General features: G+C 61.8%; 21 protein-coding genes. 17 read left to right on the top strand and 4 right to left on the bottom strand.

Annotation, left to right across the window (positions count from 1 at the left end):
- Positions 1 to 15: 15 nt before the first annotated feature.
- Both glnT and IZ6_RS15210 read left to right on the top strand, forming a co-directional pair.
- On the top strand, positions 16 to 1,314 hold the full coding sequence (gene glnT, locus IZ6_RS15215; protein ID WP_222875877.1) for a type III glutamate--ammonia ligase: 1,299 nt from the start codon (positions 16 to 18) through the stop codon (positions 1,312 to 1,314).
- 75 nt (positions 1,315 to 1,389) lie between these two features.
- Positions 1,390 to 3,147: a phospholipase D-like domain-containing protein gene (locus IZ6_RS15210; RefSeq protein WP_222875876.1), complete on the top strand. Its 1,758-nt coding sequence runs from the start codon at positions 1,390 to 1,392 to the stop codon at positions 3,145 to 3,147.
- A gap of 6 nt (positions 3,148 to 3,153) precedes the next feature.
- On the opposite strand, the gene IZ6_RS15205 is transcribed toward IZ6_RS15210, so the two are convergent.
- The 4 genes from IZ6_RS15205 to IZ6_RS15190 form a co-directional block, all read right to left on the bottom strand.
- On the bottom strand, positions 3,154 to 6,420 hold the full coding sequence (locus IZ6_RS15205; protein WP_222875875.1) for an error-prone DNA polymerase: 3,267 nt from the start codon (positions 6,418 to 6,420) through the stop codon (positions 3,154 to 3,156).
- Complete coding sequence (locus IZ6_RS15200; RefSeq protein ID WP_225873930.1) at positions 6,417 to 7,985, bottom strand: Y-family DNA polymerase; 1,569 nt, start codon at positions 7,983 to 7,985, stop codon at positions 6,417 to 6,419. The genes IZ6_RS15205 and IZ6_RS15200 overlap by 4 nt, the downstream gene beginning before the upstream one ends.
- Positions 7,867 to 8,676: an ImuA family protein gene (locus tag IZ6_RS15195; protein WP_222875874.1), complete on the bottom strand. Its 810-nt coding sequence runs from the start codon at positions 8,674 to 8,676 to the stop codon at positions 7,867 to 7,869. The genes IZ6_RS15200 and IZ6_RS15195 overlap by 119 nt, the downstream gene beginning before the upstream one ends.
- Positions 8,677 to 8,744: 68 nt before the next feature.
- Complete coding sequence (locus IZ6_RS15190; protein WP_222875873.1) at positions 8,745 to 9,326, bottom strand: NAD(P)H-dependent oxidoreductase; 582 nt, start codon at positions 9,324 to 9,326, stop codon at positions 8,745 to 8,747.
- Positions 9,327 to 9,514: 188 nt separating this feature from the next.
- Here IZ6_RS15190 and IZ6_RS15185 point away from each other — a divergent pair, with 188 nt between their 5' ends.
- From IZ6_RS15185 to ntrB, 15 genes are all read left to right on the top strand, one after another.
- Complete coding sequence (locus tag IZ6_RS15185) at positions 9,515 to 10,999, top strand: PAS domain S-box protein (protein WP_225873929.1); 1,485 nt, start codon at positions 9,515 to 9,517, stop codon at positions 10,997 to 10,999.
- Entirely contained in the window at positions 10,992 to 11,606 is a 615-nt protein-coding gene (locus IZ6_RS15180; protein WP_222875872.1) for a response regulator transcription factor, read from the top strand. The genes IZ6_RS15185 and IZ6_RS15180 overlap by 8 nt, the downstream gene beginning before the upstream one ends.
- A 208-nt stretch (positions 11,607 to 11,814) precedes the next feature.
- A complete protein-coding gene (ccoN, locus tag IZ6_RS15175) occupies positions 11,815 to 13,470 on the top strand; it encodes a cytochrome-c oxidase, cbb3-type subunit I (protein ID WP_225873928.1) in 1,656 nt (551 codons plus the stop codon).
- Positions 13,471 to 13,480: 10 nt separating this feature from the next.
- Complete coding sequence (gene ccoO, locus IZ6_RS15170) at positions 13,481 to 14,215, top strand: cytochrome-c oxidase, cbb3-type subunit II (RefSeq protein ID WP_222875871.1); 735 nt, start codon at positions 13,481 to 13,483, stop codon at positions 14,213 to 14,215.
- Positions 14,212 to 14,370 carry a cbb3-type cytochrome c oxidase subunit 3 gene (locus IZ6_RS15165; RefSeq protein WP_222875870.1) on the top strand — a complete coding sequence of 53 codons (159 nt, stop codon included), beginning with the start codon at positions 14,212 to 14,214 and terminating at the stop codon, positions 14,368 to 14,370. Before ccoO ends, IZ6_RS15165 begins: the two co-directional genes overlap by 4 nt.
- 2 nt (positions 14,371 to 14,372) lie before the next feature.
- Entirely contained in the window at positions 14,373 to 15,251 is an 879-nt protein-coding gene (ccoP, locus tag IZ6_RS15160; protein WP_222875869.1) for a cytochrome-c oxidase, cbb3-type subunit III, read from the top strand.
- Between the two features lie 45 nt (positions 15,252 to 15,296).
- Positions 15,297 to 16,769 carry a cytochrome c oxidase accessory protein CcoG gene (gene ccoG / locus IZ6_RS15155; RefSeq protein ID WP_222875868.1) on the top strand — a complete coding sequence of 491 codons (1,473 nt, stop codon included), beginning with the start codon at positions 15,297 to 15,299 and terminating at the stop codon, positions 16,767 to 16,769.
- Between the two features lies 1 nt (position 16,770).
- Positions 16,771 to 17,289 (top strand): FixH family protein, encoded by a 519-nt coding sequence (locus IZ6_RS15150; protein ID WP_222875867.1) that lies wholly within the window; start codon positions 16,771 to 16,773, stop codon positions 17,287 to 17,289.
- Positions 17,286 to 19,511 (top strand): heavy metal translocating P-type ATPase, encoded by a 2,226-nt coding sequence (locus tag IZ6_RS15145; protein ID WP_222875866.1) that lies wholly within the window; start codon positions 17,286 to 17,288, stop codon positions 19,509 to 19,511. The genes IZ6_RS15150 and IZ6_RS15145 overlap by 4 nt, the downstream gene beginning before the upstream one ends.
- Positions 19,508 to 19,657, top strand: a complete 150-nt coding sequence (ccoS, locus tag IZ6_RS15140; RefSeq protein WP_222875865.1) for a cbb3-type cytochrome oxidase assembly protein CcoS — start codon at positions 19,508 to 19,510, stop codon at positions 19,655 to 19,657. Before IZ6_RS15145 ends, ccoS begins: the two co-directional genes overlap by 4 nt.
- Positions 19,654 to 20,742 (top strand): MFS transporter, encoded by a 1,089-nt coding sequence (locus tag IZ6_RS15135; protein ID WP_222875864.1) that lies wholly within the window; start codon positions 19,654 to 19,656, stop codon positions 20,740 to 20,742. The genes ccoS and IZ6_RS15135 overlap by 4 nt, the downstream gene beginning before the upstream one ends.
- Positions 20,743 to 20,836: 94 nt before the next feature.
- Positions 20,837 to 21,412, top strand: coding sequence for an ANTAR domain-containing response regulator (locus tag IZ6_RS15130; protein ID WP_222875863.1), 576 nt, complete (start codon positions 20,837 to 20,839; stop codon positions 21,410 to 21,412).
- Positions 21,409 to 22,542: a CmpA/NrtA family ABC transporter substrate-binding protein gene (locus IZ6_RS15125; RefSeq protein WP_338054674.1), complete on the top strand. Its 1,134-nt coding sequence runs from the start codon at positions 21,409 to 21,411 to the stop codon at positions 22,540 to 22,542. Before IZ6_RS15130 ends, IZ6_RS15125 begins: the two co-directional genes overlap by 4 nt.
- Positions 22,543 to 22,838: 296 nt before the next feature.
- Positions 22,839 to 24,152 (top strand): CmpA/NrtA family ABC transporter substrate-binding protein, encoded by a 1,314-nt coding sequence (locus IZ6_RS15120; RefSeq protein WP_222875862.1) that lies wholly within the window; start codon positions 22,839 to 22,841, stop codon positions 24,150 to 24,152.
- A gap of 20 nt (positions 24,153 to 24,172) precedes the next feature.
- Positions 24,173 to 25,069, top strand: coding sequence for a nitrate ABC transporter permease (gene ntrB, locus IZ6_RS15115; RefSeq protein ID WP_222875861.1), 897 nt, complete (start codon positions 24,173 to 24,175; stop codon positions 25,067 to 25,069).
- The last annotated feature ends 4 nt before the right edge of the window (positions 25,070 to 25,073 follow it).

Genomic DNA, 25,073 nt, shown 5'->3' with positions numbered 1-25,073 from the left:
CCGCAGGGGGCGAGAATGGCAGTCGATCTGGGCAAGACCGCAAAAGAGCGGAAGATCAAATACTTCCTTATCTCCTATACCGATCTCTTTGGCACGCAGCGCGCAAAGCTCGTTCCTGCCGCCGCCATCAATGAGATGGCCAAAGCCGGAGCCGGCTTTGCCGGCTTCGCCACCTGGCTCGATATGACGCCCGCGGACTCGGATATGTTCGCGGTTCCCGATCCCGACACGCTGATCCAGCTGCCGTGGAAGCCGGAAGTCGGCTGGATGGCCGCCGATCTTTTCATGGACGGCAAAATCGTCGAACAGGCGCCGCGCACGGTGCTGAAGCGGCAGACCGAGAAAGCCAAGAAGCTTGGCTACGAATTGAAGACCGGCGTCGAGTGCGAATTCTTCCTCACCGCCGCCGACGGCACGACGATTTCCGACGGAGCCGATAAACAGGAAAAGCCCTGCTACGACCAGTCGGCGCTGATGCGCCGCTATGATGTGATTTCGGAAATTTGCGACGCCATGCTGGCGCTGGGCTGGAAGCCCTATCAGAACGACCACGAGGACGCGAACGGCCAGTTCGAAATGAACTGGAATTACGATCACGCGCTCATCACCGCCGACCGCCACGCCTTCTTCAAATTCCTGGTCAAATCGGTCGCCGAGAAACACGGCCTGCGCGCGACCTTTATGCCGAAGCCTTTTTCGAATCTCACAGGCAATGGCTGCCACGCCCATGTCTCGCTGTGGAGGGGCAAGACGAACCTCTTCGAGGATGCCAAGGGCGATCTCGGCGTCTCCAAGCTCGGCTATAATTTCATCGGCGGTCTCATCCACAATGCCGAGGCGCTCTGTGCGCTGACCAATCCGACCGTCAACTCCTACAAGCGCATCAACGCGCCGCGCACGACCTCGGGCGCGACCTGGTCGCCGAATACGATCACCTATGCCGGCAATAACCGCACGCATATGATCCGTATTCCCGAAGGCGGGCGTTTTGAATTCCGCCTCGCCGACGGCGCCGCCAATCCCTATCTGCTGCAGGCCGGGCTTCTCGCGGCGGGCCTCGACGGCATCACCAACAAGCGCGATCCCGGCAAGCGGCTCGATATCAACATGTACACCGAGGGTCATACGGTGAAGGGCGCGAAGAAGCTGCCGCTGAACCTGCTCGATGCGCTGCGCGCGCTCGAAAGCTCGAAAGTGCTCGGCGCGGCGCTCGGCGATTTCGTGCCGTCTTATCTCAAGCTGAAATCCGACGAGTGGAACGCCTATGCGCGCCATCTGACGGAATGGGAACGCGAGACGACACTCGACTGCTGAGCAAGCTCGCGTTGTTTTCTTGTATATTACAATCATAGATGGAATATTCGGCCGCAGACCTTTCAGGGGGCGGTCATGGGGGATTTCCAGAATCGCGAAGAAAAGCAGGGCTTTGCCTGCAAGCTGTGGCGTGGAGAGCGGATGACGCTTCTCGGCTTCGATGTCGACGACCCGGAAGACGACTTCGTGGGTTTTTCCATCGAATGCAAAAGCCCGGGAAGTTCTGATTTCGTCCCTCTCTTCAATCGCATCGCATTTGAGTACGACCGGCCCGCCGTCGAAGCCGTCGACGGCTCCCGCAATTTCGATTCCCGCGAAGCGCCGTTCCAGAAATTCCGCTGGCTTCATTTTCCCTGGCAGCCGCAGGACGGAAAATACGACTACCGAGTCACGAAAATGCATATGCCGCGCGACGGCGAATTGAAGCGCGGCACGCAGATCGAGCTCGATATTCCGCTCAATCAGGTCACCTATGAAGGGCTCGTGGATATCGGCTTCACGAGGAACTTCGCGTCCTCACAGGCCTATGCCGAACAGTTCGGCAATAACCCCGATATCATCCCGGAAGATTCCGAAGGCGGCCTGAAATTCAAAAAGCTGAATCTGCAGAATCAAAGCGGAGTCAGTGTTTATGAATGGCTTGGATTCGAGGCCTACGACCACATTTTCGGGTTTCTTGAAGAGGCGCTGAAGGACCCGGGCGTCACGCTCGATGCGATGGCTTACGATCTGAACGAGCCGGACATCGTCTCTTATCTCGAAAAGTTCGGTGAGCGCCTGCGCGTGATCATCGACGACTCTCCGAACCCGTCGAAAGGGCATGGCGCAAAGGGAAGTCCGGAATCGATTTCGGCGAGGCGCTTGCGGAAATCGGCGGGCAAAGCCGCGGTCAAGCGGACGCATTTCAAGGGTCTTCAGCACCACAAGATTTTCATTACGAGGCGCGATGGCAAGGCCGAAAAGGTTCTTTGCGGCTCGACGAATTTCACCTTCCGTGGGCTTTATATTCAGGCGAACAACGTTCTTGTCTTTCATGCCAAGGAAGTCGCGAAATTGTTCGGCACGATGTTCGACATCGCGTTCGATGAAGATCCTGAGGAGTTCAGGTCTCATCCGTTTTCCAAGACATGGCACGCGGCCCATTTTCCCGACCATCCGAGCGTGCATGTCTGCTTCTCGCCGCACGCCTCGACCGATCTTTCGCTGAACCCGATCCGCGCTGCGGTCGATCAAGCGACATCGTCGGTCTTTTATTCGGTGGCGTTTCTCGGGCAGATGACGCAAGGGCCGACCGTTGAAGCGTTCGCGCGCCTCATGGAGCGGCCGGTTTTCAGCTATGGCACGGTCGATGCGCGCCGCTCGATGGAGCTGAGGAAGCCGGACGGCAGTATCGGGCTTGTCGATTTCGCCTATCTCGCGCGCAAGGCACCCGAACCTTTCAGATCGGAATGGGCGGGCGGACATGGGCGGAACATCCACCACAAATTCGTCGTCACGGATTTCAGCCTTCCCAGCGCAAAGGTTTTCACCGGCTCGTGTAATTTTTCGCCGTCAGGTGAAGCGAAAAACGGCGATCATCTGATCATGATCGAGGATTGCAAGGTCGCTACTGCCTATGCCATCGAGGCCGTTCGCGTGTTCGATCATCTGCAGTTCCGCAATCGCATGCGCGATACATTCGGAAAGAAGGACAATAAAAATACGAAAAACAAAGCTCCGAAGGCTCTGACGCTTGCCAAGCCGGAAGCGATCTCAGGGCGGCCGGCCTGGTTTGAGCGCTTTTATGAAGAGGATACGCAGCGGCAGCGAGACCGGTTGCTGTTTTCGAAATGAGCACGGCTAGTGGAAATCCCGCGATTTCGGGATGATCCTCTCATTGCGCGGATGGTTCGACGTTCGTGGATGCTGCGGGTGAAGAATTTCATCGGCCCGCGTCAGTTGGAAATGCGGCTGGTTGACCTCCGATAACAGGCGAAGATCGGATGTGCGATCGATCAGTCTTTGCGCCATGAGATGGACGACGCCTTCCTCGCTGCGCTGCACGCGTCCGCGCACTTCGATGAGACGCGATCCCATCACCTCGCGGCGGAACTGCTGGAAGAGGCTCGACCAGACGACGACATTGGTGATGCCCGTCTCGTCTTCGATGGTCATGAACACGACATTGCCTTCGCCCGGCCGCTGGCGGACGAGCACGACACCGGCATTGCGGCAAAACGTGCCGTCCTTCAGCGCCACCGTCTCGGCGCAGCTTTTCAGTCCTTCTTTCCGGTAAAGCCCGCGCAGGAAGTGCAGCGGATGCGCCTTCAGCGACAGGCGCATGGTCTGATAATCCGTGATCACATGCTCGGAGGCCGGCATCAGCGGAAGATGCGCCTCGGGTTCGCTGGCAAGTTCCGCCGCATCGGCATGAGCAAAGAGCGGCAGCGTCTCGCCGCCCGGCAAGCGGCGCACCGCCCATAAGGCTTCTCTGCGGTCCATGCCGATGGAGCGGCAGGCGTCCGCATCGGCGAGAAGCTCGAGAGCCCTGCGAGGAAGACTTGTGCGGCGGGCGAGCGTTTCGATGTCGGAAAAGCCCGTGCCGCGGAGCTTTGCGAGTTTCAATGACCATTCCTCGCGGAAGCCGTCGATCTGCCGGAGCCCGATGCGGAGGGCATGAATATGATTGGGTTCATCGCTGACCGCTTCGAGCGTGTTGTCCCAGAAGCTGTGATTGATGTCGGCGGTGCGCACTTCGACGCCGTGTTCGCGCGCATCGCGGACGATCTGCGCCGGGGCGTAAAAGCCCATGGGCTGCGAGTTCAAAAGCGCCGCTGCGAACACATCCGGATGATGGCATTTGATCCAGGACGAGATGTAGACCAGATGAGCGAAGGCGGCGGCATGGCTTTCCGGGAAACCATATGAGCCGAAGCCTTCGATCTGTTTGAAGCAGCGCTCGGCGAAATCGCGCTCATAGCCGCGCCGCACCATGCCTTCGATCATTTTGTGTTCGAAAGAGTGGATGGTGCCGACATGGCGGAAGGTCGCCATGGCGCGGCGCAATCCGTTGGCCTCTTCCGGCGTGAAGTCCGCGGCGACGATAGCAAGCCGCATCGCCTGTTCCTGAAAGAGCGGCACACCGAGCGTCTTGCCTAAAACATCTCTGAGTTCGTTCTGATTGTAGCCGGGCCCGGGAGACGGATACTCGACGGTTTCTTTCTCTGCGCGGCGCCTCAAATACGGGTGCACCATATCGCCCTGGATCGGGCCGGGGCGGACGATGGCAACCTGAATGACGAGATCGTAGAACTTCTTCGGCTTCAGACGCGGCAGCATGTTGATCTGCGCTCGGCTCTCGACCTGAAACACGCCGATGGAATCGCCTTTCTGCAACATCGCATAGACGGCTTCATCTCCGCCCTCGATCGAGGAGAGGCTGTGCTCCATGCCTTTATGCGCAAGCAGCATGTCGAGCGATTTCTTCAGGCAGGTCAGCATGCCGAGCGCGAGCACATCGACCTTCATCAGGCCGAGCACGGCGATGTCGTCGCGGTCCCATTCGATAAAGGTGCGGTCGTCCATCGCCGCATTGCCGATGGGCACGGTTTCATCGAGCCGCCCGCGCGTCAGCACGAAACCGCCGACATGCTGCGACAGATGCCGCGGAAAGCCTATGAGCCGATTAGCGAAATCGACGGCGCGGGCGATTTCGGGATTTGACGGCGCAAGCCCCGCCTGCCGCACATGGCCTTCCGGCAAATCCTCGCCCCAGCTTCCCCACACCGTCGAGGCCAAAGCAGACGTCACATCTTCGGTCAGGCCGAGCACCTTGCCGGTTTCGCGAATGGCGCTGCGGGGACGATAGGTGATGACGGTCGCGGCGATGCCGGCGCGGTGGCGGCCATAGCGCTCATAGACATACTGGATCACCTCTTCGCGTCGCTCATGTTCGAAATCGACGTCGATATCCGGCGGCTCCTCGCGTTCCTTGGAGAGAAAGCGCGCAAAGAGAACATCGATCTCTTCCGGGTCGACATTGGTGATGCCGAGAATGAAGCAGACGACGGAATTGGCCGCCGAGCCGCGGCCCTGGCAGAGAATGCCCTTGTCGTCGGCAAAACGGACGATGTCGTGGATCGTCAGAAAATAGCGCGCATAATCGGAGGCCGCGATGAAGCCGAGCTCCTGTTGCAGAAGGTCTTCCACCTTTTTCGGAATGCCGGCGGGATAGCGGATGGCGGCTCTGCGCCAGCAGAGATCTTCCAGATGGGTCTGCGCCGTCTTGCCGGGCGGTACCGGCTCGTCGGGATAATCCGGTTTTAATTCTCCAAGTGAGAAATTGCAGCGGCCGAACAGATGCTGAGTTTCCTCGATCGCCTCCGGTGCATCGCGGAACAGGCGCGCCATCTCGCGCGGGTCTTTCAGATGCCTCTCTGCATTGGCTTCGAGAATGCGCCCGGCGCTTTCGATCTTCAGCCCTTCGCGAATGCAGGTGATGACATCCTGCAAAGGCCGTTGCTCCGGCGCATCGTACAGCGCATCATTGGTCGCGATTAGCGGCACGCGATGTTTGCGCGCCATATCCTTGAGAAGGAACAGCCGCCGCCGGTCGGTTCCCTGGCGATGCATGGTGGCGCCGAGCCAGAGCGAGCCGCGTGCGGCGTCCGCAAGCTGCGCCAGAACGGGGTCCGTCTCTTCCAGCCTCTTCGGTGGCATCAGGACCAGAAGAAGTTTTCGCGTGTCGCCGATGAGGTCTTCGAAACGCAATCGGCATTGGCTCTTCTCGGCGCGGAGATTTCCTTGCGTCAGCAGACGGCAGAGGCGTGCCCAGCCGTCGCGGTTCTCGGGATAGGCGACGATATCGGGCGTGCCGTCCGCGAAAACGAGCCGCGCCCCGATCATTAAAGTGAAGGGAAGGGCCGCGCCGTTATTCTGCTGTGCATATTCGTCCTGCGCGTCCTTGATCGGCACATAGGCGCGGACGGCGCCGGCCACCGTGTTGCGGTCGGCAATGCCGATACCGTTAAGTCCGAGTTCGGCGGCGCGCTTGACCATATCGGCGGGGTGAGAGGCGCCGCGCAAAAACGAGAAATTCGAGGCGGCGACGGCTTCGGCATAGATCATGCGAACAGCCCGTGCATGAACCAGCGCGGCGCGTCCTGCCCATACATGCCTTCACGGTAGAGCCAGTAGCGATGGCCCTCGCGGTCTTCAACGCGGAAATAATCCCGTGTCAGGCTTTTATCGTCGCGCTTCCACCATTCGGGCGCGATGCGCTCGGGGCCTTCGGCGCGCGCAACTTCGCGCACAACGCGCCGCCAGCGGAAGCGAATCGGCGGACCGTCCGGAACTTCCGACAAGGTTTCATCGACGGCTTCGGGCGGATCGAAGAGACGCAAAGGCCGCATCGGCGGCGATCCTTCCTCGCGCTGCGCCCATGCGCCGGAACCGGCTTTGTCCGAGATGGCCGCAACGCTCAGCGCAGCGCGTTCGGGGATATGGCTGTCCTGCGGCACGAAGCGGCGGATGCTCGCCGCGCCAAACCGGGCCCCGAGACGGTCGATCAGCTCGGCGATCTCTTCGGTTTCATTTTCCTTGCCGTCGAGCCCGGTCTGCACATGGTGTGCGGCTTCGCTGGCGAGGGCATCGAGCCTGATCATGTCGAAGCCGAAGCCGGGATCGACGGGGTCTGCGAGGGCGTCTAGCTTTTCGTCGAAGAGTTTCGCCAGCGTTTTCGCATCGCGCAGCGGCTTTCCGGCAAGAACTGCTATGCGCCGCACCGCGCCGTCGGTACGAAAGAAACTCGCCTCGAAACGCCGCCCGCCATGGCCGCGCGCTTCGAGACATTCGGCAAGATTTTGCGCGAGTTCACCGAGTGCGGCGATCATGTCTTCGGCGCGGCCGATGGGTTCGGCGAAGCGCCGTTCGGCGGCAAGCTCGGGCAAAGGCCGGCGCGGCGACAGCGGATGGTCGATTTCGCCGAGTGTACGCGAAAGACGATCCAGCAGGTCCTGGCCGAAGCGCGCGGCGAGCGGCGCTCGGGGGCGGTTCGCGAGATCTTTGATGCGGCGCAGTCCGGCGCGCGCCAAAGCGGTGACCGTGTCTCCGGAAACGCCGAGCGCTGCGACCGGCAGAGGCGCAACGCGCGCAGCTTCGCACCCCGCCGCTACAACGCCGCCTTCCCCATAGCGTGCGACGGCGCGCGCGCAGTCTGGCGTTCCGGCAATCGCGCTGCGCACGGAAAACCCCATGCGCATGAGGCGCGTCACAAGATCGGCGTTGAGCGCCGCCTCGCCGCCGAACAAATGCGTGCAGCCGGTAATATCCAGCATGATGCCGTCATCGCCATCCATGCCGACCAGCGGTGTGTAACGGTCGCACCAGTCGGCGATATGGTCGAGCAGCGCAGCATCGGCGGCTGCATCCTCATCCGCGAGGTCGAGATCGGGCACGCGCGCCCGCGCATCGGCCAGAGTAAGGCCCGGAGAAAGACCGAGCGCGTGCGCTTTCCTGTCGGCATGGGCGATGCGCAGCGCGCTTTTCACCCGCGCCAGAACGATCAGAGGTTTTTCAGCCGGCTCTCCGGAGCGGCGTTTGATCCGGTGCAGCCGATCGGTCGGGAGCCATGGCAGCCATAGAGCGAGATAGCGCCGGTGCCTGGAAAGCTGTCCGGAAAGAAGATCGGTCATGGTCCCACTCCATACAAAAACTCATGGGCGGAAACCCGGCCCGGTGGCGCAGTAAATCGACGTCGAAACGGCTGATGCCCGGCGCGTCGGCAGTCAGGGCTGCGGATGAAGATGTGCGCACGCTCCAGCGGCTCAGCGCCGCGCTCGGCATGGGCTCGGCGGCAAGACGGATCAGGAGCGCCATCGTTCCTGTTTTCTCGACGGCTCTTACCAGCCGTCGCGTGGCGGTCAGATCGACGGCTTTGGCCGGGCCCCAGAGCTCGATGGCGACCGCGCCGAGCGCCGGACAGCGCAGCGCTTCATTGCCGGCGCGCAATGCTGCCATGGCATCCTTCACCTGTACGGACACAATGGAACGCGGATCGGCGCCGAATTCGGCAAGGCCGGGCGGGTAGAGTTCGCCGAGCTCGCGCGCCGCCATATCCTGACGGACCCAGACGATGTTTTTCTGCGGCGCGGCCCGCAGCATTAAAGCGAGTGCAAAGGCCGAAGCCGCGGGCCCGTCGCCCTCTTTCGCCGCATAGACCTCATGAAGGGCCGCGACCGGCAATCCGCCATCGAGTGCGGCGTCGAGTTCCTTCGCGCCGAAGGTCAGTCGTGAGCCTGCCGCCGCAAAAGTCTGATCCTGCGCGCCGAGGGCGGCGAGGGCCTGCCGCAGATCGGCAATGGTTCGGACATTCGGCGGCGGCATTTCATGTGTTCCTGTTTTGTTCTTATAACACTCGCGAGGCGTTAAAGAGTCAAGAACTGGGGAAAAGGCTAAACGGCCGCCTGGCCGAGGCGGTGCATGGTGTCGAGCCATTTGCCGCGCGCCGGCACGGTCAGGGATTCGGTCCGGCCAATAACGGTCGAGCGGACCGGCCTTATGCCGACGAAACGCAGAATGTTGCGTTCTAGCGCCTTAAGGCTGTGCGCCCGGAAATACCACCTATAGACGAAAGCGGGCATGCCCATGGTGACAACGACCCGGGCGCTGCGTCCGCCGAGCAGCGGGCTGTAGGCCTGACCGTTTCCGCCATCCAGCGCAAAGCCCGGCCGCATCACCTGCTCGAAAAATCCCTTCAGCATGGCGGGCATACCGCCGAGCCAGAGCGGGTAGGTAATAAAAATGTGTTCGGCCCAGCGCAGATGTTCCTGCGCGCTTTCGATATCAATATTGCCTGAATTTTCGAACCAGTCCTTCTGCGATCGGAGAAGCGGAAAATTCAAACGGCTCAGATCGATGCGCCGAATCTGATGGCCGCGTTCCTCGGCGCCGGCGATGTAGGCGTCGGCGAGCGCATTGCACAGATGCGGAGTTCTGGTGTCGGGGTGACCCAGTAGAACAAGAATCCGGGCCATATTACACTCAACCCCTGCGAGAGAGAGGGCGCCAATCCTGGACCGCGAAAGAAAACAAACGCGCACACACTGGACAGCATCCGCTTAAGGGGAATTATGTCTAGTTTAGAGTACGTTAGGGTTGGGAGGCCGGAAATCAGGGTAATTACCTATTGGGCGAGGCCTGAAGCAGTGCCGGGGGCCGCTTCATGGCGATGACGTCGGGCCCTTCGCGTGCGTCTATCGGCGATGCCTGGTGGTTCGGCTATGCCGTCGCCGTTGTTGCCTGCGCCATCGGCTATCTCGTCCGCGAAAGTTTCTCTCCGGTGGCCGGCACGATCGCCGGTTATCAGTTCTTCCTGCCCGCGGTGATCATCGGCGCCTTCTTCGGCGCGGGGCCGGCTTTGCTTGCAACAGTACTCGGCGCCTCGCTCGGCTTCATCGCGGCCCAGTACGACGGTGTGAAAAGCACCGACTTTCTGTTCAACGCGCTTTTTGTCATCAACGGCGTTGCCATCGGCATCATTGGTGGGCGCGTGCGCCGCGAAGTGATCTCATCGGCTGTGATCACCAACACGCTGCGCAATCGCGAAGCGCATCTCAAATCCATTCTCGATACTGTCCCGGATGCGATGGTCGTTATCAACGAACGCGGCATCATCCAGTCGTTCTCAAGCGCCGCAGAACGTCTGTTTCAGCACTATGCCGACGAAGTGATCGGGCAGAATGTCAGCATGCTTATGCCGGGCCCGTACCGGGAGAATCACGATAACTACGTGAACCGCTATCTCGCCACCGGCGACGCGAGAATCATCGGTAAGGGACGGATCGTTACCGGTCTGCGCAAGGACGGAACGACATTTCCGATGGAGCTCTCGGTCGGCGAGATGCGGTCGCAGGATCAGCGATTCTTCACCGGATTTGTGCGCGATCTCACCGAACGCCGTCAGACCGAAACGCGTCTGCAGGAGCTGCAGAGCGAGATCATTCATATCTCGCGCCTCAGCGCCATGGGCGAAATGGCATCGACTTTGGCGCACGAACTGAACCAGCCTCTTTCGGCGATCGCCAATTATCAGACCGGGGCGCTGTTCTTTCTCGATCAGTGCAGCGACGAAACGGCGGGCGTTCTGCGCGAGCCGCTGCAAAGCGCGGCGGATCAGGCGGTGCGCGCCGGCGAAATCATTCGCCGCATGCGCAATTTTGTGGCCCGCGGCGAGACGGATCGCGAAGCCACGCATCTTGGCCGCCTTGTCGAAGAAGCAAGCGCGCTCGCGCTTGTCGGCGCAAAGGCCATGGATCTTCGCGTCAAACTCAACCTCGATGCAGCGATCGGCCCTGTTCTCGTCGACAAAGTCCAGATTCAGCAGGTCATCCTCAATCTGACCCGCAACGCCATCGAATCCATGATCGATGCGCCGCGCCGAGAACTCGTTCTGTCAACGGAACTAAAAGACAAGAAGACGGCAACGGTCGCTGTGGCCGATACCGGCACGGGACTTTCAGCGGATGTGAAGGCGCAACTGTTCCAGCCTTTCGTAACGACGAAAGAGGACGGCCTCGGGGTAGGCCTCTCCGTGTCGCGCACGATCATCGAGGCGCATAGCGGTCAGATCTGGGCTGAGGACAATCCTGGCGGCGGAACGGTTTTCCGGTTCACGCTGCCGATCGCAGAGGAGAATAGCGATGGATAAGGGGCTGGTGTGCATCGTCGACGACGATCTTGCTGCGCGCAAATCGCTCGGCTTCATGCTCGATATGGCGGGTTTCAAAACCATGCTGTTCGAGTCCGGACCGAAATTCCTTGAATCGATCGACCTGAACATCTGCAAATGCCTCATCGCCGATGTGCGCATGCCGCAAATGTCGGGGCTTGAGCTTCTGGAACGCGCCAAGGAGAAGCGGCCGGATCTTGCGGTGATCGTGATCACCGGGCACGGCGATATACCTCTTGCGGTCGATGCCATGCGGCGCGGTGCAGCGGATTTTATTGAAAAGCCGTTCGACAATGAGCGGCTGATGACGGCTATCAATTTTGCGCTGCGGGGCCCGGCGCCGCGCGGCGTTGACGGCGAACAGAGGGCAGATGTTCTGCGGCGCCTTGAGGCGCTGTCCCCCCGCGAGCATGAGGTGATGCTGAGCCTCGTGCGCGGCAATCCCAACAAGATTGTGGCGCATGAGCTTGGAATCAGCGTCCGGACCGTCGAAATCCACCGCGCTAATGTGATGTCGAAAACCGGCTCCCGCAGCCTTGCGGAGCTCGTGCGCCTGGCGCTCGTCGCCGGGTTTCTGACGGCGTAGAAGCGAGCTTTCCGCCCGTAAGGGCTTTTCCCTAGAGCTTAAATGTATTGCCGCTCACGGGCCGTGAGCGCGAATAAGGGCCTGTGCCAAAACGTCCGGTCGCTCTTCCACTTGATCGAGATCAAGGCAAATCCGGGCGCTGACAGCGATATCTGGAAGCGTTCGAAAGACGCCGGAACAGCCGGCGGTCACGTCAGCAAGGCCCCTGATGACCAGCGCCACTCTGCCGGAAAAGCAAATGACGACGCCTGAGTTCCTGCTCGCGGCGTTCTTCGCACTTTTTGCCCTGTTCACCTTTATCGTCGGCGGCCTGGCATGGTCTTCGGCCTATGCATTTCACGCCTATCTGTTTTCGGCGGCATCGCTGGCGGCCAGCCTTCATATCGTCAACCGCTATCAGGCGCGCCCGGCTGCGCCGCCGCCACAGGAAATCGGCGGCAAGCCCAATTACAATATGGCGCCGGTAAAGTTTGCGACGATCGCCGCCGTCTTCTGGGGCATTGCCGGTTTCGCCGTCGGCGTCATCATCGCCTTTCAGCTCGCCTTTCCCGTGCTCAATCTCGGCCTTGCGGAAACCGCGTTCGGGCGCTTGCGGCCGCTGCACACATCGGCCGTGATTTTCGCCTTCGGCGGCAATGTCCTTCTGGCGACGAGCTTCTATGTCGTGCAGCGCACATGCCGCGCGCGCCTTGCCGGCGATATCGCGCCGTGGTTCGTCGTGCTCGGCTATCAGCTCTTCATCGTCATTGCAGCGACGGGCTACCTCCTCGGCATTACGCAGGGGAAGGAATATGCCGAGCCGGAATGGTATGCCGATCTGTTTCTGACGGCCGTCTGGGTCACCTATTTCGGCGTCTTCGTCGCGACGCTCGCCAAGCGCAAAGAGCCGCACATCTATGTGGCGAATTGGTTCTATCTCGGCTTCATCGTCACGATTGCGGTTCTGCATCTCGTGAACAATGCAGCGATTCCGGTCTCCGTGCTGTCGCCGAAATCCTACATCGTCTGGTCGGGCGTGCAGGATGCCATGGTGCAGTGGTGGTACGGGCACAACGCGGTCGGCTTCTTCCTGACTGCCGGCTTCCTTGCGCTGATGTACTACTTCATCCCCAAGCGCGCCGACCGTCCGGTCTATTCCTATCGCCTGTCGATCATCCATTTCTGGGCGCTGATCTTCCTCTATATCTGGGCGGGTCCGCATCATCTGCACTACACGGCGCTGCCGGACTGGGCGCAGACGCTCGGCGCGACCTTCTCGATCATGCTGTGGATGCCGTCCTGGGGCGGCATGATCAACGGACTGATGACGCTGTCCGGCGCCTGGGACAAGCTGCGCACCGACCCCGTTCTGCGCATGATGGTCGTCGCTGTCGCCTTCTACGGCATGTCGACGTTTGAAGGCCCGTTAATGTCGCTGAAGGCGGTCAATTCGCTCAGCCATTACACGGACTGGACGATCGGCCATGTGCATTCCGGCGCGCTCGGCTGGGTCGCCTATATTTCCTTCGGCGCGATCTATTGCCTTGTCCCATGGCTGTGGAACCGGCGTGAAGTCTATTCGCTGAAGCTCGTCAATTGGCACTTCTGGATTTCGACGCTCGGCATTGTTCTCTACATCACCTCGATGTGGGTCGCCGGCATCCTTCAGGGCCTGATGTGGCGTGCCTACACCTCGCTCGGCTTCCTCGAATACTCGTTCGTCGAGTCGGTCGAGGCGATGCACATCTTCTACGTCATCCGCGCGCTCGGCGGTGTCCTGTTCCTCGCAGGCGCTGCGATCATGGCCTTCAACATCTGGATGACGGTGAAGGGCGCCGAGCCGGAACAGGTCTCGGACATGCGCGCTCTCGCGCCTGCGGAATAGTGGACACACGATGTCGATCTGGAACAGACACAAAATCTTCGAGACGAATTCGGCGATCCTCCTGATCGGCGTCCTGATCGTGATCTCGATCGGCGGCCTCGTGGAGATTGCGCCTCTCTTTTATCTGAAGAGCACCATCGAGACAGTAGACGGCATGCGGCCCTATTCGCCGCTCGAACTTGCCGGACGCAACATCTATGTCCGCGAGGGCTGCTACAATTGCCATTCGCAGCAAATCCGTCCGCTGCGCGATGAAGTCGAACGCTACGGCCATTATTCGCTCGCGGCCGAGAGCATGTACGACCGGCCCTTTCAATGGGGCTCGAAACGCACAGGGCCCGACCTTGCGCGCCTCGGCGGCAGATATTCCGACGCCTGGCACAAAGAGCATCTCGACGATCCGCGCCGCGCGGTGCCCGAAAGCATCATGCCGTCCTATCCGCAGCTCGGGAAAAGTCCTCTGGAAGCTCAAGAAATTGCGCAGGACATGCGTGTGCAGGCCGCGCTCGGCGTGCCCTATACGCCGGAGATGATCGAGAAGGCGATCGCCGATCTGCGTACCCAGGCAACGACCGACGGCGACGATCAGGATGCGCTTCTTGCGCGCTATCCGAAGGCGCAGGCGCGTGATTTCGACGGCGACCCGTCACGCCTCACCGAAGCCGATGCGCTTATCGCCTATTTGCAGATGCTCGGCACGCTGGTCGATTTCAAACTCTACGACAACAAGGCGAACATCAGATGAGCGACATCTACACCTCGCTTGCCGAGTTTGCGCAGACTTGGGGTCTCGTGCTGTTCGTCGTCGGCTTTCTCGGCGTCGTCATGTATGCGCTCGCGCCGCGCAACAAGAAGAAGTTCGATCGCGCGGCGCGCATGCCGCTGGATGAGGACGAGTGACCATGGCTCACGATGACAAGCCCGGCGTCGATCAGGTCACCGGCCGTGAAACGACTGGCCATGAATGGGACGGCATCCGCGAACTGAACACGCCGCTGCCGCGCTGGTGGCTGTGGACGCTTTACGCAACGATCGTCTGGGCGGTCGGCTACTGGATTTTTTATCCGGCCTGGCCGCTCGTGACGAGCTATACCACCGGTGTTTCCGGCTGGATGACGCGCACGGCCGTCGAAGACAGCATTGCCGAACTCCATGCGATCCGCGGGGAGACCGGAAAGAAAATCATCAGCGCCGGCCTGTCCGAGATCGAAAATACGCCCGATCTCCTGTCCTATGCGCGTGCGCAGGGAAAGGCGGCCTTCGCGACGAACTGCGCGACCTGTCACGGTTCGGGCGCCTCCGGTGCGGTCGGCTATCCCAATCTCAACGACGACGACTGGCTGTGGGGCGGGACACTCGATCAGATCGCAACGACGATCCGCCATGGCGTGCGCTCCGCCGATCAGAAAGCCCATTCCGGCGTGATGCTGCCTTTTGGCCGGACCGGCATGCTGCAGCGGCCGCAGGTCGATCTTGTGGTCGATTATGTGCGCTCGCTCTCGGGTCTCGAGGTTCGGGCAGGGAGCGACCTTCCCGCGGGTGCGGCGATCTTCAAGCAGAATTGCGCCTCGTGTCATGGCGACGACGGAAAAGGCAAGCGTGACACGGGCGCGCCGAACCTCACCGATGTCATCTGGCTCTACGGATCGAGCCGCGAAGATGTGTTTCAGAGCGTCTGGAACGGCCGCGGCGGCGTGATGCCGAACTGGCAGGGACGCCTCGACGAGGCGACCATCAAGTCGCTTGCGGTCTACGTGCATACTTTGGGCGGAGGCGAATAGAACCGCCGGGGGAAGGGCGGTTTCTCGGAGTTATGCGGTGTCGGAATGATCAGCCTTGTCATCAATCACGCGAAGGATCGTCCGGCGTCGCACGACAATGACGAGGGGCCGCTTTATGCCGGCCGCCAGAAGATTTTCCCGAATGCGGTGCATGGCAAGTTCCGGCGCATCAAGACCGCCCTTCTGATCGTAACGCTCGGCATCTATTATTTCCTGCCCTTCGTGCGCTGGGATCGCGGCCCGGACGCGCCGGGCCAGGCGGTGCTTGTCGATTTCGCGCATCAGCGCTTCTACTTCTTCTTCATCGAGATCTGGCCGCAGGAAGTCTATTACATCACCGGCCTTCTCATTCTGGCGGCGCTCGCACTGTTTCTGATGAACGCGGTCGGCGGCCGCGTCTGGTGCGGCTATCTCTGCCCGCAGACTGTTTGGACCGATCTGTTTCTCGCCGTCGAGCGCTTTGTCGAAGGCGATCGTCGTTCGCGCATCCGGCTCGAGAACGCGCCGTGGAGCGTTGCGAAGCTCATCCGCCGCAGCGTCAAGCATACGATCTGGCTGGCGATTGCCTGGTGGACCGGCGGCGCCTGGGTTCTCTATTTCGCCGATGCGCCGACTTTGGTGCACCAGCTTGCGACTTTGACCGCGCCGCCGATGGCGTGGATCTGGATCGGCATCCTGACGGCGACGACCTATACGCTTGCCGGGCATATGCGTGAGCAGGTCTGCACCTATATGTGCCCATGGCCGCGCATCCAGGCGGCGCTGACGGACGAGGACGCGCTCACCGTCACCTATCGCTATGACCGCGGCGAGCCGCGCGGCCACTACAAGAAGAACGAAGCGCTGCGTCTTGCCGGACTTCCGGCGGGCGATTGCGTCGACTGCTTCCAGTGCCTGCACGCCTGTCCGACAGGCGTCGATATCCGCGACGGCAATCAGCTCGCCTGCGTCAATTGCGGCCTGTGCGTCGATGCCTGCGATTCCGTTATGACGAAGCTCAACCGTCCGACAGGCCTCATCGCTTATGACAACGACGCCAATATCCGCCGCCGCCTTGCGGGCGAGAAGGAAGTGCGCCGTATCGTGCGGCCGCGCACGATCCTTTATGCCGGGCTCATTCTGTTTGTTGCGGGGATCATGGCGTTTGCGCTCGGCACGCGCGAAGTCTCAGGCATCAGCGTGCTGCACGACCGAAACCCCGTCTATATCCGCCTGTCCGACGGCACGATCCGCAACGGCTATACGCTGCGTCTCCTCAACAAGCTCGGCACGGAAGCGCGTTTTGCGCTTTCGGTGACCGGTCTCAACGGCGCCGAAATCGAAGCCGTCGGTATCGCCGAAACGGAAAGCGGCCGGCCGGTTGTGATGGTGCGGCCCGATCAGACGCAGGAAGTGCGGCTGCTCGTGACCTATCGCGACGAACTTCCGCCGCAGGCCAGTATCCGCATCGGCATCGTCGCAACGCCCGTTTCGGGCGGTGAGGCGGCCATCGCCTATGACTATTTCAAGGGGCCCTGACATGCCGACCCTGCTTCAGCCGCACAATGACAACCGCTCGAAAGAATACGAGATCACCGGCCGCTTCGTGCTGTTCGCGCTGCTCGGATTCTTCGGCGTTGTCATTGCCGTCAACTTCACCATGGCGCGGCTTGCCGTCTCGACCTTTGGCGGGGTCGAGGTCGCCAGCGCCTATAAAGCCGGCCTCGCTTTCGGCGCCGATACGCGCGCCGCTCATGCCCAGGACGCTCTCGGCTGGAAAGTCGAGGGAGCGGTCGATCGCGCGGCAAACGGCGCGGTGAATATCAGCGTCGCCGTCCGCGATGCAGCAGGGCATGAAATCAACGGTCTCGACGTTGCGGTCGAACTGCATCATCCGGCAGATGCACGGCGCGACATCGCGCTTGCGGCAAGGCCAGGCGGTAACGGAATCTATATCGCGGCATCCGATGTGCCCGCCGGACAGTGGACGCTCGAAGTCGATATTCTGAAAGATGACGCGCATGCCTTCCGTTCGTCATCGCGTGTGGTGATCCCATGACTGCCGCTTCCCTCGATCTTTCCAATCTCGTCGTCACAGGCGAGGACGGCTCAAGGCGGGCTGAATTCGCCGTCGAGGGCGTAACCTGCGCGCCCTGCATCGGCGATATCGAAAGCTCCGTTGCGGATATGCGCGGCCTCACGCGCGCCCGCCTCAATTATTCGAACCACCGTCTCGCCGTCGAATGGAACGGCGATCAGTTCAACCCGGGCGAGGTGATCGAACGCCTCGCTGCCCGCGGCTATCGTGCGCATCCCTTTGCGCCGCGCCTTGCCGAGGCGCTGGAAGATCAGCAGTCGAAATGGTTGCTGCGCTGCCTTGCCGTTGCGGGCTTTGCGGCGATGAATGTCATGCTGCTGGCCGTTTCCGTCTGGTCGGGCAATGTCACCGACATCACGCCGGAAACGCGCGATTTCTTCCATTGGCTCTCGGGGCTTATCGCGCTTCCGGCGGCGGCCTATGCCGGACAGCCCTTCTTCCGCAGCGCCATTGCGGCGATCCGCGGCGGGCGCCTGAACATGGATGTGCCGATCTCGATCGGCGTATGCCTCGCGCTCGGGATGTCGGTCGTCGAGACCCTGAACCATGCCGAGCTTGTCTATTTCGACTCGGCGGTCATGCTGCTCTTCTTCCTGCTCTGCGGCCGCTATCTCGATCATGCCATGCGGCGCAAGACGCGCGCCGTGGCCTCGAACCTTGCGGCGCTCAAGGCCGAAACCGCCAATCGGCTGACGCCGGAAGGCGAGCAGGTTCTTGTGCCGGTCTCGGCGCTTGCGGGCGGAGATATCGTCGTCGTTCTGCCGGGCGAACGCGTGCCCGCCGATGGCGAGGTTCTCGTCGGACAGACCGAGATCGACGAAAGCCTGATCACCGGCGAAACGGCGCTGCGCGTCATCGGCCCGGGCGAGAGGATCTACTCCGGTACGATCAACCGCACCTCGGTGCTGCGCGTTCTTGTGAAAGCGGCGAACGGCAAGACGCTGCTCGACGAGATCGAGCGGCTTCTGGAAACCGCCTCAACCGCGCGCTCGAACTATGTGAAGCTCGCCGACCGCGCCGCGAGCCTTTATGCGCCGGTGGTTCACACCGCCGCCGCACTGACGCTTGTCTTTTGGCTTCTGACCGGCGCGAGTTTCCACGACGCGGCGATTACCGCGATTGCGGTTCTCATCATCACCTGCCCGTGCGCGCTTGCACTCGCAATTCCGACCGTGCAGGTCGTGTCCTCCGGCGCTCTGTTCAAACAGGGTGTGTTCCTCAACACGAGCGATGCGCTCGAACGTCTTGCCGAAATCGACACCGTCGTCTTCGACAAGACAGGCACGCTGACTTTGCCGGACGCGCGCGTGATCAACGCCGCGTCCGTCGATCAAGAGCTTCTTGAGATCGCCGCGCGCCTTGCGCTGTCCAGCCGCCATCCTATGGCCTCGGCAGTTGCGGCTGAAGCGCGTGCGCGCATTCCCTATGATCATGTATCCGAACAGTCCGGGCTCGGCGTCAGCGCCATTGTCGACGGCGTAGAAGCAAAGCTCGGCAGCCCGGCTTTCTGCGGTGTCGAGCCGCCGTCCTCGTCCCGTTCCATCACCGCTTTCCGCTACGGCGCGAAGACCGCGATTTTTGAGATCGCCCAAGTCCTCAGGCCCGATGCGATAGCCGTTGTCGGCGAACTGAAACGGCTCGGCCTTGGCGTTCATATTCTCTCCGGCGATCGGCCGGAGGCTGTTGCTCCGGTCGCGGTGGCGCTCGGCGTTGAAAGCTGGGCGGCCTCCACACATCCGGCGCAGAAGATCGCGCGGCTGGAAGAGCTGAAAGCCGCGGGCCGCCGTGTGCTGATGGTGGGCGATGGGATCAACGACGCGCCGGCGCTTGCCGCAGCTTATGTATCGCTGTCGCCGATCAGCGCCGCCGATCTTGCGCAGGCGCATGCGGATGCGGTGTTCCTCGGTGTAAAGCTTGCCCCGGTCGCAGGATCGGTGCGCACGGCACGCAAAGCGCGAGCGCTGATGAAGGGCAATCTCTGGCTTGCCGTCGTCTACAATGTGTTCGCCGTGCCGCTGGCTTTTGCGGGTTATGTAACCCCGCTTGTCGCCGCCGCAGCGATGTCCGGCTCCTCGATCCTCGTAACGCTGAATGCGCTGCGCGCCCGCGCGCCGGCTGCGGCGGAAACCGAACCTGCGCACGATCTTTCTTCTCTCGTGCCACGGAGCGCGGAGGCCCCATGAACATTCTCGTCTTCCTCATCCCCATCGCGCTGGCGCTCGGCCTTGCCGGGCTTTGTGCGTTTCTCTGGTCGCTGCGCACCGGCCAGTATGAAGATCTCGACGGCGCAGCCGTGCGCGTGCTGCAGGACGACGATCTCGCATCATGAGCAGCGCGCGCGCCGGATATCTCTCGTGTCTCTGCATCGGTTTTCCGGATGCCGATGTCGTTGCGGGTGTGCGTCCGTCTCTGGTGCAGCTTGCGTCCGGTTTTGCTCTGTCCGCCCTGGCCCAGTCGCTGACGGCATCCATCCTGCCGGTGGCGGCTTGGCAGCTTGCGCCGGGTAAGATTTTCGCTGCGGTGCCGCTGGCGCTGATGTTTGTCGGCGCGATCCTCGCGACCTTTCCGGCTTCGCTCCTGCTCGACCGGTTCGGACGGCGCGCGGCGTTTGCGCTCGGTGCAAGCCTTGGCATCGGCGGCGGGCTTCTCGTTGCCTTCGCGCTCGTCACGCGTCAGTTTCCCATTCTGTGTCTTGGCGCGCTCTGGCTCGGCAGCGCCCAGGGCTTTGGTTTGTTCTATCGCCATGCGGCGGTGATCGGCGGTCAACCTTCCTCGTCTGCTTTTGTGCTCGGCGCCGGCGCAGCGGCAGGGCTCATCGCGCCGTGGCTCAGCCGTGTCGCCGAAAATCTCGCAGAACCTTATTTTATCGTCGGCACCGCGCTTGCCGCCGCATGCGTGCAGGTGCTTGCGCTCGCGCTCGCGATCGTCCTGCGCGAGCCGCCGGTGCAGATCGCGCGCGAGACGGTCAAGACGCGGTCTTCTTTTCTTCTTCCGGTTCTGATCGGCGGCGCGGTCTGGTTCATGATGGCCGCGGCGATGCAGAAGGGCCCGCTCAGCTTTCTCGCTTGCACGGGAAGCCTTGGCGGCGCCACCGGCCTCGTCGCCTGGCATGTTCTCGCCATGTACGCGTCGGCGATAGTCGTGCCGCCGCTTGTTGCGCGCACCGGCTGGCAGTGGGCGGCCGTTCCGGCGCTCGCTTTCGCCGCCTCAGGTGCTGCACTGACCGGCATGTCCGGCTCACCCTTGGCAATTTCCATCGGAATGCTGTCGATCGGCGCCGGATGGGGCATCGGATTCGGCGCCGCGACGATCGGTCTCCATGAGGGGCGTCCCTCCGCTGGGCGGCTGGCCCTTTTCGACGGCCTGATGCTGGGGGCTGCGCTCGCGGGGGTGCTTGGCGCGGCGGCGATATAAGGCTAAGGCCTCGCGCCGCGGGTAAGCTTAACGAAAACAACCATGGCTTTTGGCCCGCGAATTGCTGTTGGACGGGCACAGCAAGGGGCGTCAGGTGCTGCGGGTATTAGTTGTCGACCAAGATCGGAAACGGGCCGAAATCGTCGAGAAGGCGCTGCGTGAGGATCCGAATCTCGACGTCCAGGTCGCGACGGCTCCCGGCCATCTTCTTGATCTTTTGAGGCAAACCGAACCGGATGTTCTGATCGTCGATCTCGATCTGCCCGATCGCGATACGATCGAGCAGCTGCGCGTCGCAAGCCGCGAACGTCCGCGCCCCATTGTGATGTTCGTCGATCAAAGCGACAGCGACGCCATGAAGGCGGCGGTCAGCGCCGGCGTCAGCGCTTATGTCGTCGATGGGCTGACGGCAAACCGCGTCAAGCCGATCCTCGATGTCGCCGTGGCGCGCTTCCAAGAATTCGACAATCTGCGCCGCGAACTCGACATCGCCAAGGCCTCGCTCGCCGAACGCAAAATCATCGACCGCGCCAAAGGCATTCTGATGCGGGCGCGCGGCCTCAGCGAAGAGGACGCCTATAACCTTCTGCGCTCGAAGGCGATGAACGAGCAGAAGAAGGTTGCCGAGATCGCGCAATCCGTCATTACAGCCTCCGAGCTTTTGAAATGAGGGTGCGCGCCGGTTTCATTCCGCTTGTCGATGCCGCGGTTCTGGTCGCAACGGCCGATCGCGGTTTTGCCGCGGGCGAGGGCATCGATCTCGAACTCGTGCGCGAAGTATCGTGGTCGAATATTCGCGACAAGCTCAATCTCGGACATTTCGAAGCCGCGCATCTTCTCGCGCCGCTCGCCATCGCCGAAAGCCTCGGGCTTGATTACGCGAAAGTGCCGCTGCTGGCGCCCGTCGTTCTCAGTCAGAACGGCAATTCAATTCTCCTTGGCAATGACACCTATTTTGCGCTGAGCGCGCTGGCGGAAGGCGATCTCGACGATCCCGCAGTCACGGGCGCCGCGCTGAAGAAGCTGATCGCCGCGCGAACGGCCAAGGGCGAAGACAAGCTGTCTTTCGGCATGACCTTTCCCTTCTCCTCGCACAATTACCTTCTGCGCTTCTGGATGGCGGCGTCCGGCATCGATCCGGATGAGGATGTGCGGCTTGTCGTTCTGCCGCCGCCTTACATGGTCGACAGCCTCACCAGCGGTCATGTGCATGGCTTCTGCGTCGGTGCGCCCTGGGGCAGCGTCGCCGTCGAAGCCGGCATCGGGCGTATCGCCCATCTCGGTACCGACATTCTCGCGACCTGCCCGGAAAAGGTGCTCGGCGTCCGGGCGGCGTGGGCTGAGGAGAATGCCGCGGCGCTGAACGCGCTGACGCGCGCCGTCATTCGCGCGACGGCCTGGTGCGCCAATCCCGAAAACCGCGGCGAGCTTGCGCATATGCTCGCTGCGCCTGGCCGGCTGAATGTCACGCCGGATCTGATCGTCCGTGCGCTGCAAGGGCGCCTGAAGATCGACCCGCCGGGGCGCGTGCGCGAAAACGCCCGCTACCTCGTGATCGATTCCACGCTGGCGCGGCCCGAAGCGCGGCAGGCGCTCTGGCTCTACGCCCAGATGGTGCGCTGGGGGCAGGCTCCTTTCGAAACAGCCCAGGTCGAGGCGGTGAATGCCTGCTTCTCACCCGCGACCTATGACGCCGCGCTGGCGTCCATGACCCAGCGCCCGGTGCTGGACGACGGGATCGGCGCCTATGCCGGCCCCCCTTCGATCCCTCTGATATCGCTGCTTATCTGGCGGCGGTAAAATGACCGCACATTTTGCAGGCATGCCCATGAATTGGGCAATCAACCGGGTCTGAGCCTCGGTCCGGTCCGGTCCCCAGGCCGTGGGAATCCCTCGAAACTGAGGGCCTTCCGCAACTTCCACGGCAGTTGGCACGAAGCTTGAAGGCATTCCAATGCGCGCCGCCTGTGCGGGAGGCGAGCAAATAGCGCCCAACGACGGGTGCCCCCAATAAGCGAAGCCGCTGATTTTGCCTGGCGAAGAGCCGGGCAGACGGCGGCTTTTTGTTTTTCGGCACCTCGAAAGGAATGACGGGAATGAGCAAGAAGATTGGATCCCAGGGCGGATCGAAGGGCGTCTCGCGCCGCGGCTTCCTCGGCGCAGCTTCCACCACGGCGGTTCTGGCCGCCGCCAAGACGGCATTCCCCTTCGGCGCGCATATCGCACAGGCCGCGGGTCCTGAAACCACCAAAGCAACGCTCGGCTTCATCGCGCTGACCGATGCGTCGGCTCTCGTCATCGCCAAGGAAAAGGGACTCTTCGCCAAGCACGGCATGCCCGATGTCGAAGTCGTCAAACAGGCGAGCTGGGGCACGACGCGCGACAATCTCGTTCTCGGCTCGGCCGGCGCCGGCATTGACGGCGCTCACATCCTGACGCCGATGCCGTACCTCATCTCCGCCGGCAAGGTGACGCAGAACAATCAGCCTTTGCCGATGTACATATTGGCGCGCCTCAATCTTGATGCGCAGGCGATCTCGATTTCGAAGGAATATGCCGATCTGAAGGTCGGCGTTGATGCCGGCGCCCTCAAGGAAGCCTTTGCCAAGAAGAAGGCGGCCGGGCAGATGGCCAAGGTCGCGATGACCTTCCCGGGCGGCACGCACGATCTGTGGATCCGCTACTGGCTCGCCGCCGGCGGCATCGATCCCGACAAGGATGTCGAAACCATCGTCGTTCCGCCGCCGCAAATGGTCGCGAACATGAAGGTCGGCACGATGGATGCGTTCTGCGTCGGCGAACCCTGGAACGAGCAGCTCATTCATCAGGGCATCGGCTATACCGCCGTCAATACGGCCGAGATCTGGAACAAGCATCCGGAAAAGAGTTTTGCGATGCGCGCCGATTGGGTCGACGCCAATCCGAATTCCGCGAAGGCCATCACCATGGCCATTCAGGAAGCGCAGATGTGGTGCGACGAGATGGCGAACAAGGACGAGATGGCCGAAATCGTCGGCAAGCGCGCCTGGTTCAACGTTCCGACAAAGGACATCATCGAGCGCATCAAGGGCAATTACGATTACGGCAATGGCCGTATCGAACCGAACTCGCCGCACTTCATGAAGTTCTGGCGCGATCACGCCTCCTATCCGTTCCAGAGTCACGATGCGTGGTTCCTCACCGAGGACGTCCGCTGGGGCAAGTTTGCGCCCGACACCGACATCAAGGCGATGGTCAAGAAGGTGAACCGCGAGGACATCTGGAAATCGGCGGCGGTCGAACTCGGCGTCAAGGATATCCCGACATCGACCTCGCGCGGTCCCGAGACCTTCTTCGACGGAAAAGTCTTCGATCCCGAAAAGCCGGCGGATTATCTCGCCAGCCTCACCATCAAGCGCGCCGCCGTCTGAGCGGACACAAGGAGAGGCTTATGAGCCTGCCAGCACTCGATACCGAAAAAGTCCACCCGCTGCCGAAAGCGAAAGTTCTCGCTTTGCCGGAGAAGGTGTCACCCACCACGGGCTTCATCCAGCGCGCTCTGCCGGTCGCAAATTCGATTGCGGCGCGGGTTTTGCCGCCGATGATCACGCTCCTGCTTCTGCTTGGCTTGTGGGAGGTTCTCGCCAGCGGCGCGACATCGAGCCTGCCGCCGCCCTCGCGCGTCGTCACCGATACGTGGGAGCTGATCACCGATCCGTTCTACGATCGCGGCGGTCTCGACAAGGGCCTGTTCTGGCATCTCTTCGCCAGCCTGCAGCGCGTCATGGTGGGCTATGCGCTCGCCGCCGGCATCGGCATTGCGGTTGGCACGCTGATCGGCCAGTCGGACTGGGCGATGCGCGGTCTCGATCCGCTTTTCCAGGTGCTGCGTACCGTGCCGCCGCTCGCCTGGCTGCCGCTGGCGCTTGCTGCGTTCCAGAACGGTGAGCCTTCGGCGATTTTCGTCATTTTCGTCACCGCCGTCTGGCCGATCGTCATCAATACTGCTGTCGGCATCCGCAACATCCCGAAAGACTATGTGAACGTCGCGCGCGTGCTGCGGCTCAATCCGCTCGAATACGCCTTCAAGATCATGATACCCGCAGCGGCGCCGTACATATTCACGGGTCTGAAGATCGGCATCGGCCTTAGCTGGCTCGCCATCGTCGCGGCTGAAATGCTGATCGGCGGCGTCGGCATCGGCTTCTTCATCTGGGATGCGTGGAACTCCTCGCTCATCAGCGACATCATCGTGGCGCTCGTCTATGTCGGCATTGTCGGCTTCCTTTTGGACCGCTGTGTCGCGCTGATCGCCTCCATCGTCACCCGCGGCACTGCGACCTCTTAAGGAG

The organism is Terrihabitans soli (genome assembly GCF_014191545.1).
Taxonomy (GTDB): domain Bacteria; phylum Pseudomonadota; class Alphaproteobacteria; order Rhizobiales; family Methylopilaceae; genus Flaviflagellibacter; species Flaviflagellibacter soli.
The sequence above is the reverse complement of the archived record's forward strand: the minus strand, read 5'-3'. Positions and strand labels throughout refer to the sequence as shown.

Coding starts and splice junctions, on each gene's coding strand:
- glnT (WP_222875877.1), top strand. CDS start 16: ATGGCAGTCGATCTGGGCAAGACCGCAAAAGAGCGGAAGATCAAATAC.
- IZ6_RS15210 (WP_222875876.1), top strand. CDS start 1,390: ATGGGGGATTTCCAGAATCGCGAAGAAAAGCAGGGCTTTGCCTGCAAG.
- IZ6_RS15205 (WP_222875875.1), bottom strand. CDS start 6,420: ATGATCTATGCCGAAGCCGTCGCCGCCTCGAATTTCTCGTTTTTGCGC.
- IZ6_RS15200 (WP_225873930.1), bottom strand. CDS start 7,985: ATGACCGATCTTCTTTCCGGACAGCTTTCCAGGCACCGGCGCTATCTC.
- IZ6_RS15195 (WP_222875874.1), bottom strand. CDS start 8,676: ATGCCGCCGCCGAATGTCCGAACCATTGCCGATCTGCGGCAGGCCCTC.
- IZ6_RS15190 (WP_222875873.1), bottom strand. CDS start 9,326: ATGGCCCGGATTCTTGTTCTACTGGGTCACCCCGACACCAGAACTCCG.
- IZ6_RS15185 (WP_225873929.1), top strand. CDS start 9,515: ATGGCGATGACGTCGGGCCCTTCGCGTGCGTCTATCGGCGATGCCTGG.
- IZ6_RS15180 (WP_222875872.1), top strand. CDS start 10,992: ATGGATAAGGGGCTGGTGTGCATCGTCGACGACGATCTTGCTGCGCGC.
- ccoN (WP_225873928.1), top strand. CDS start 11,815: ATGACCAGCGCCACTCTGCCGGAAAAGCAAATGACGACGCCTGAGTTC.
- ccoO (WP_222875871.1), top strand. CDS start 13,481: ATGTCGATCTGGAACAGACACAAAATCTTCGAGACGAATTCGGCGATC.
- IZ6_RS15165 (WP_222875870.1), top strand. CDS start 14,212: ATGAGCGACATCTACACCTCGCTTGCCGAGTTTGCGCAGACTTGGGGT.
- ccoP (WP_222875869.1), top strand. CDS start 14,373: ATGGCTCACGATGACAAGCCCGGCGTCGATCAGGTCACCGGCCGTGAA.
- ccoG (WP_222875868.1), top strand. CDS start 15,297: ATGATCAGCCTTGTCATCAATCACGCGAAGGATCGTCCGGCGTCGCAC.
- IZ6_RS15150 (WP_222875867.1), top strand. CDS start 16,771: ATGCCGACCCTGCTTCAGCCGCACAATGACAACCGCTCGAAAGAATAC.
- IZ6_RS15145 (WP_222875866.1), top strand. CDS start 17,286: ATGACTGCCGCTTCCCTCGATCTTTCCAATCTCGTCGTCACAGGCGAG.
- ccoS (WP_222875865.1), top strand. CDS start 19,508: ATGAACATTCTCGTCTTCCTCATCCCCATCGCGCTGGCGCTCGGCCTT.
- IZ6_RS15135 (WP_222875864.1), top strand. CDS start 19,654: ATGAGCAGCGCGCGCGCCGGATATCTCTCGTGTCTCTGCATCGGTTTT.
- IZ6_RS15125 (WP_338054674.1), top strand. CDS start 21,409: ATGAGGGTGCGCGCCGGTTTCATTCCGCTTGTCGATGCCGCGGTTCTG.
- IZ6_RS15120 (WP_222875862.1), top strand. CDS start 22,839: ATGAGCAAGAAGATTGGATCCCAGGGCGGATCGAAGGGCGTCTCGCGC.
- ntrB (WP_222875861.1), top strand. CDS start 24,173: ATGAGCCTGCCAGCACTCGATACCGAAAAAGTCCACCCGCTGCCGAAA.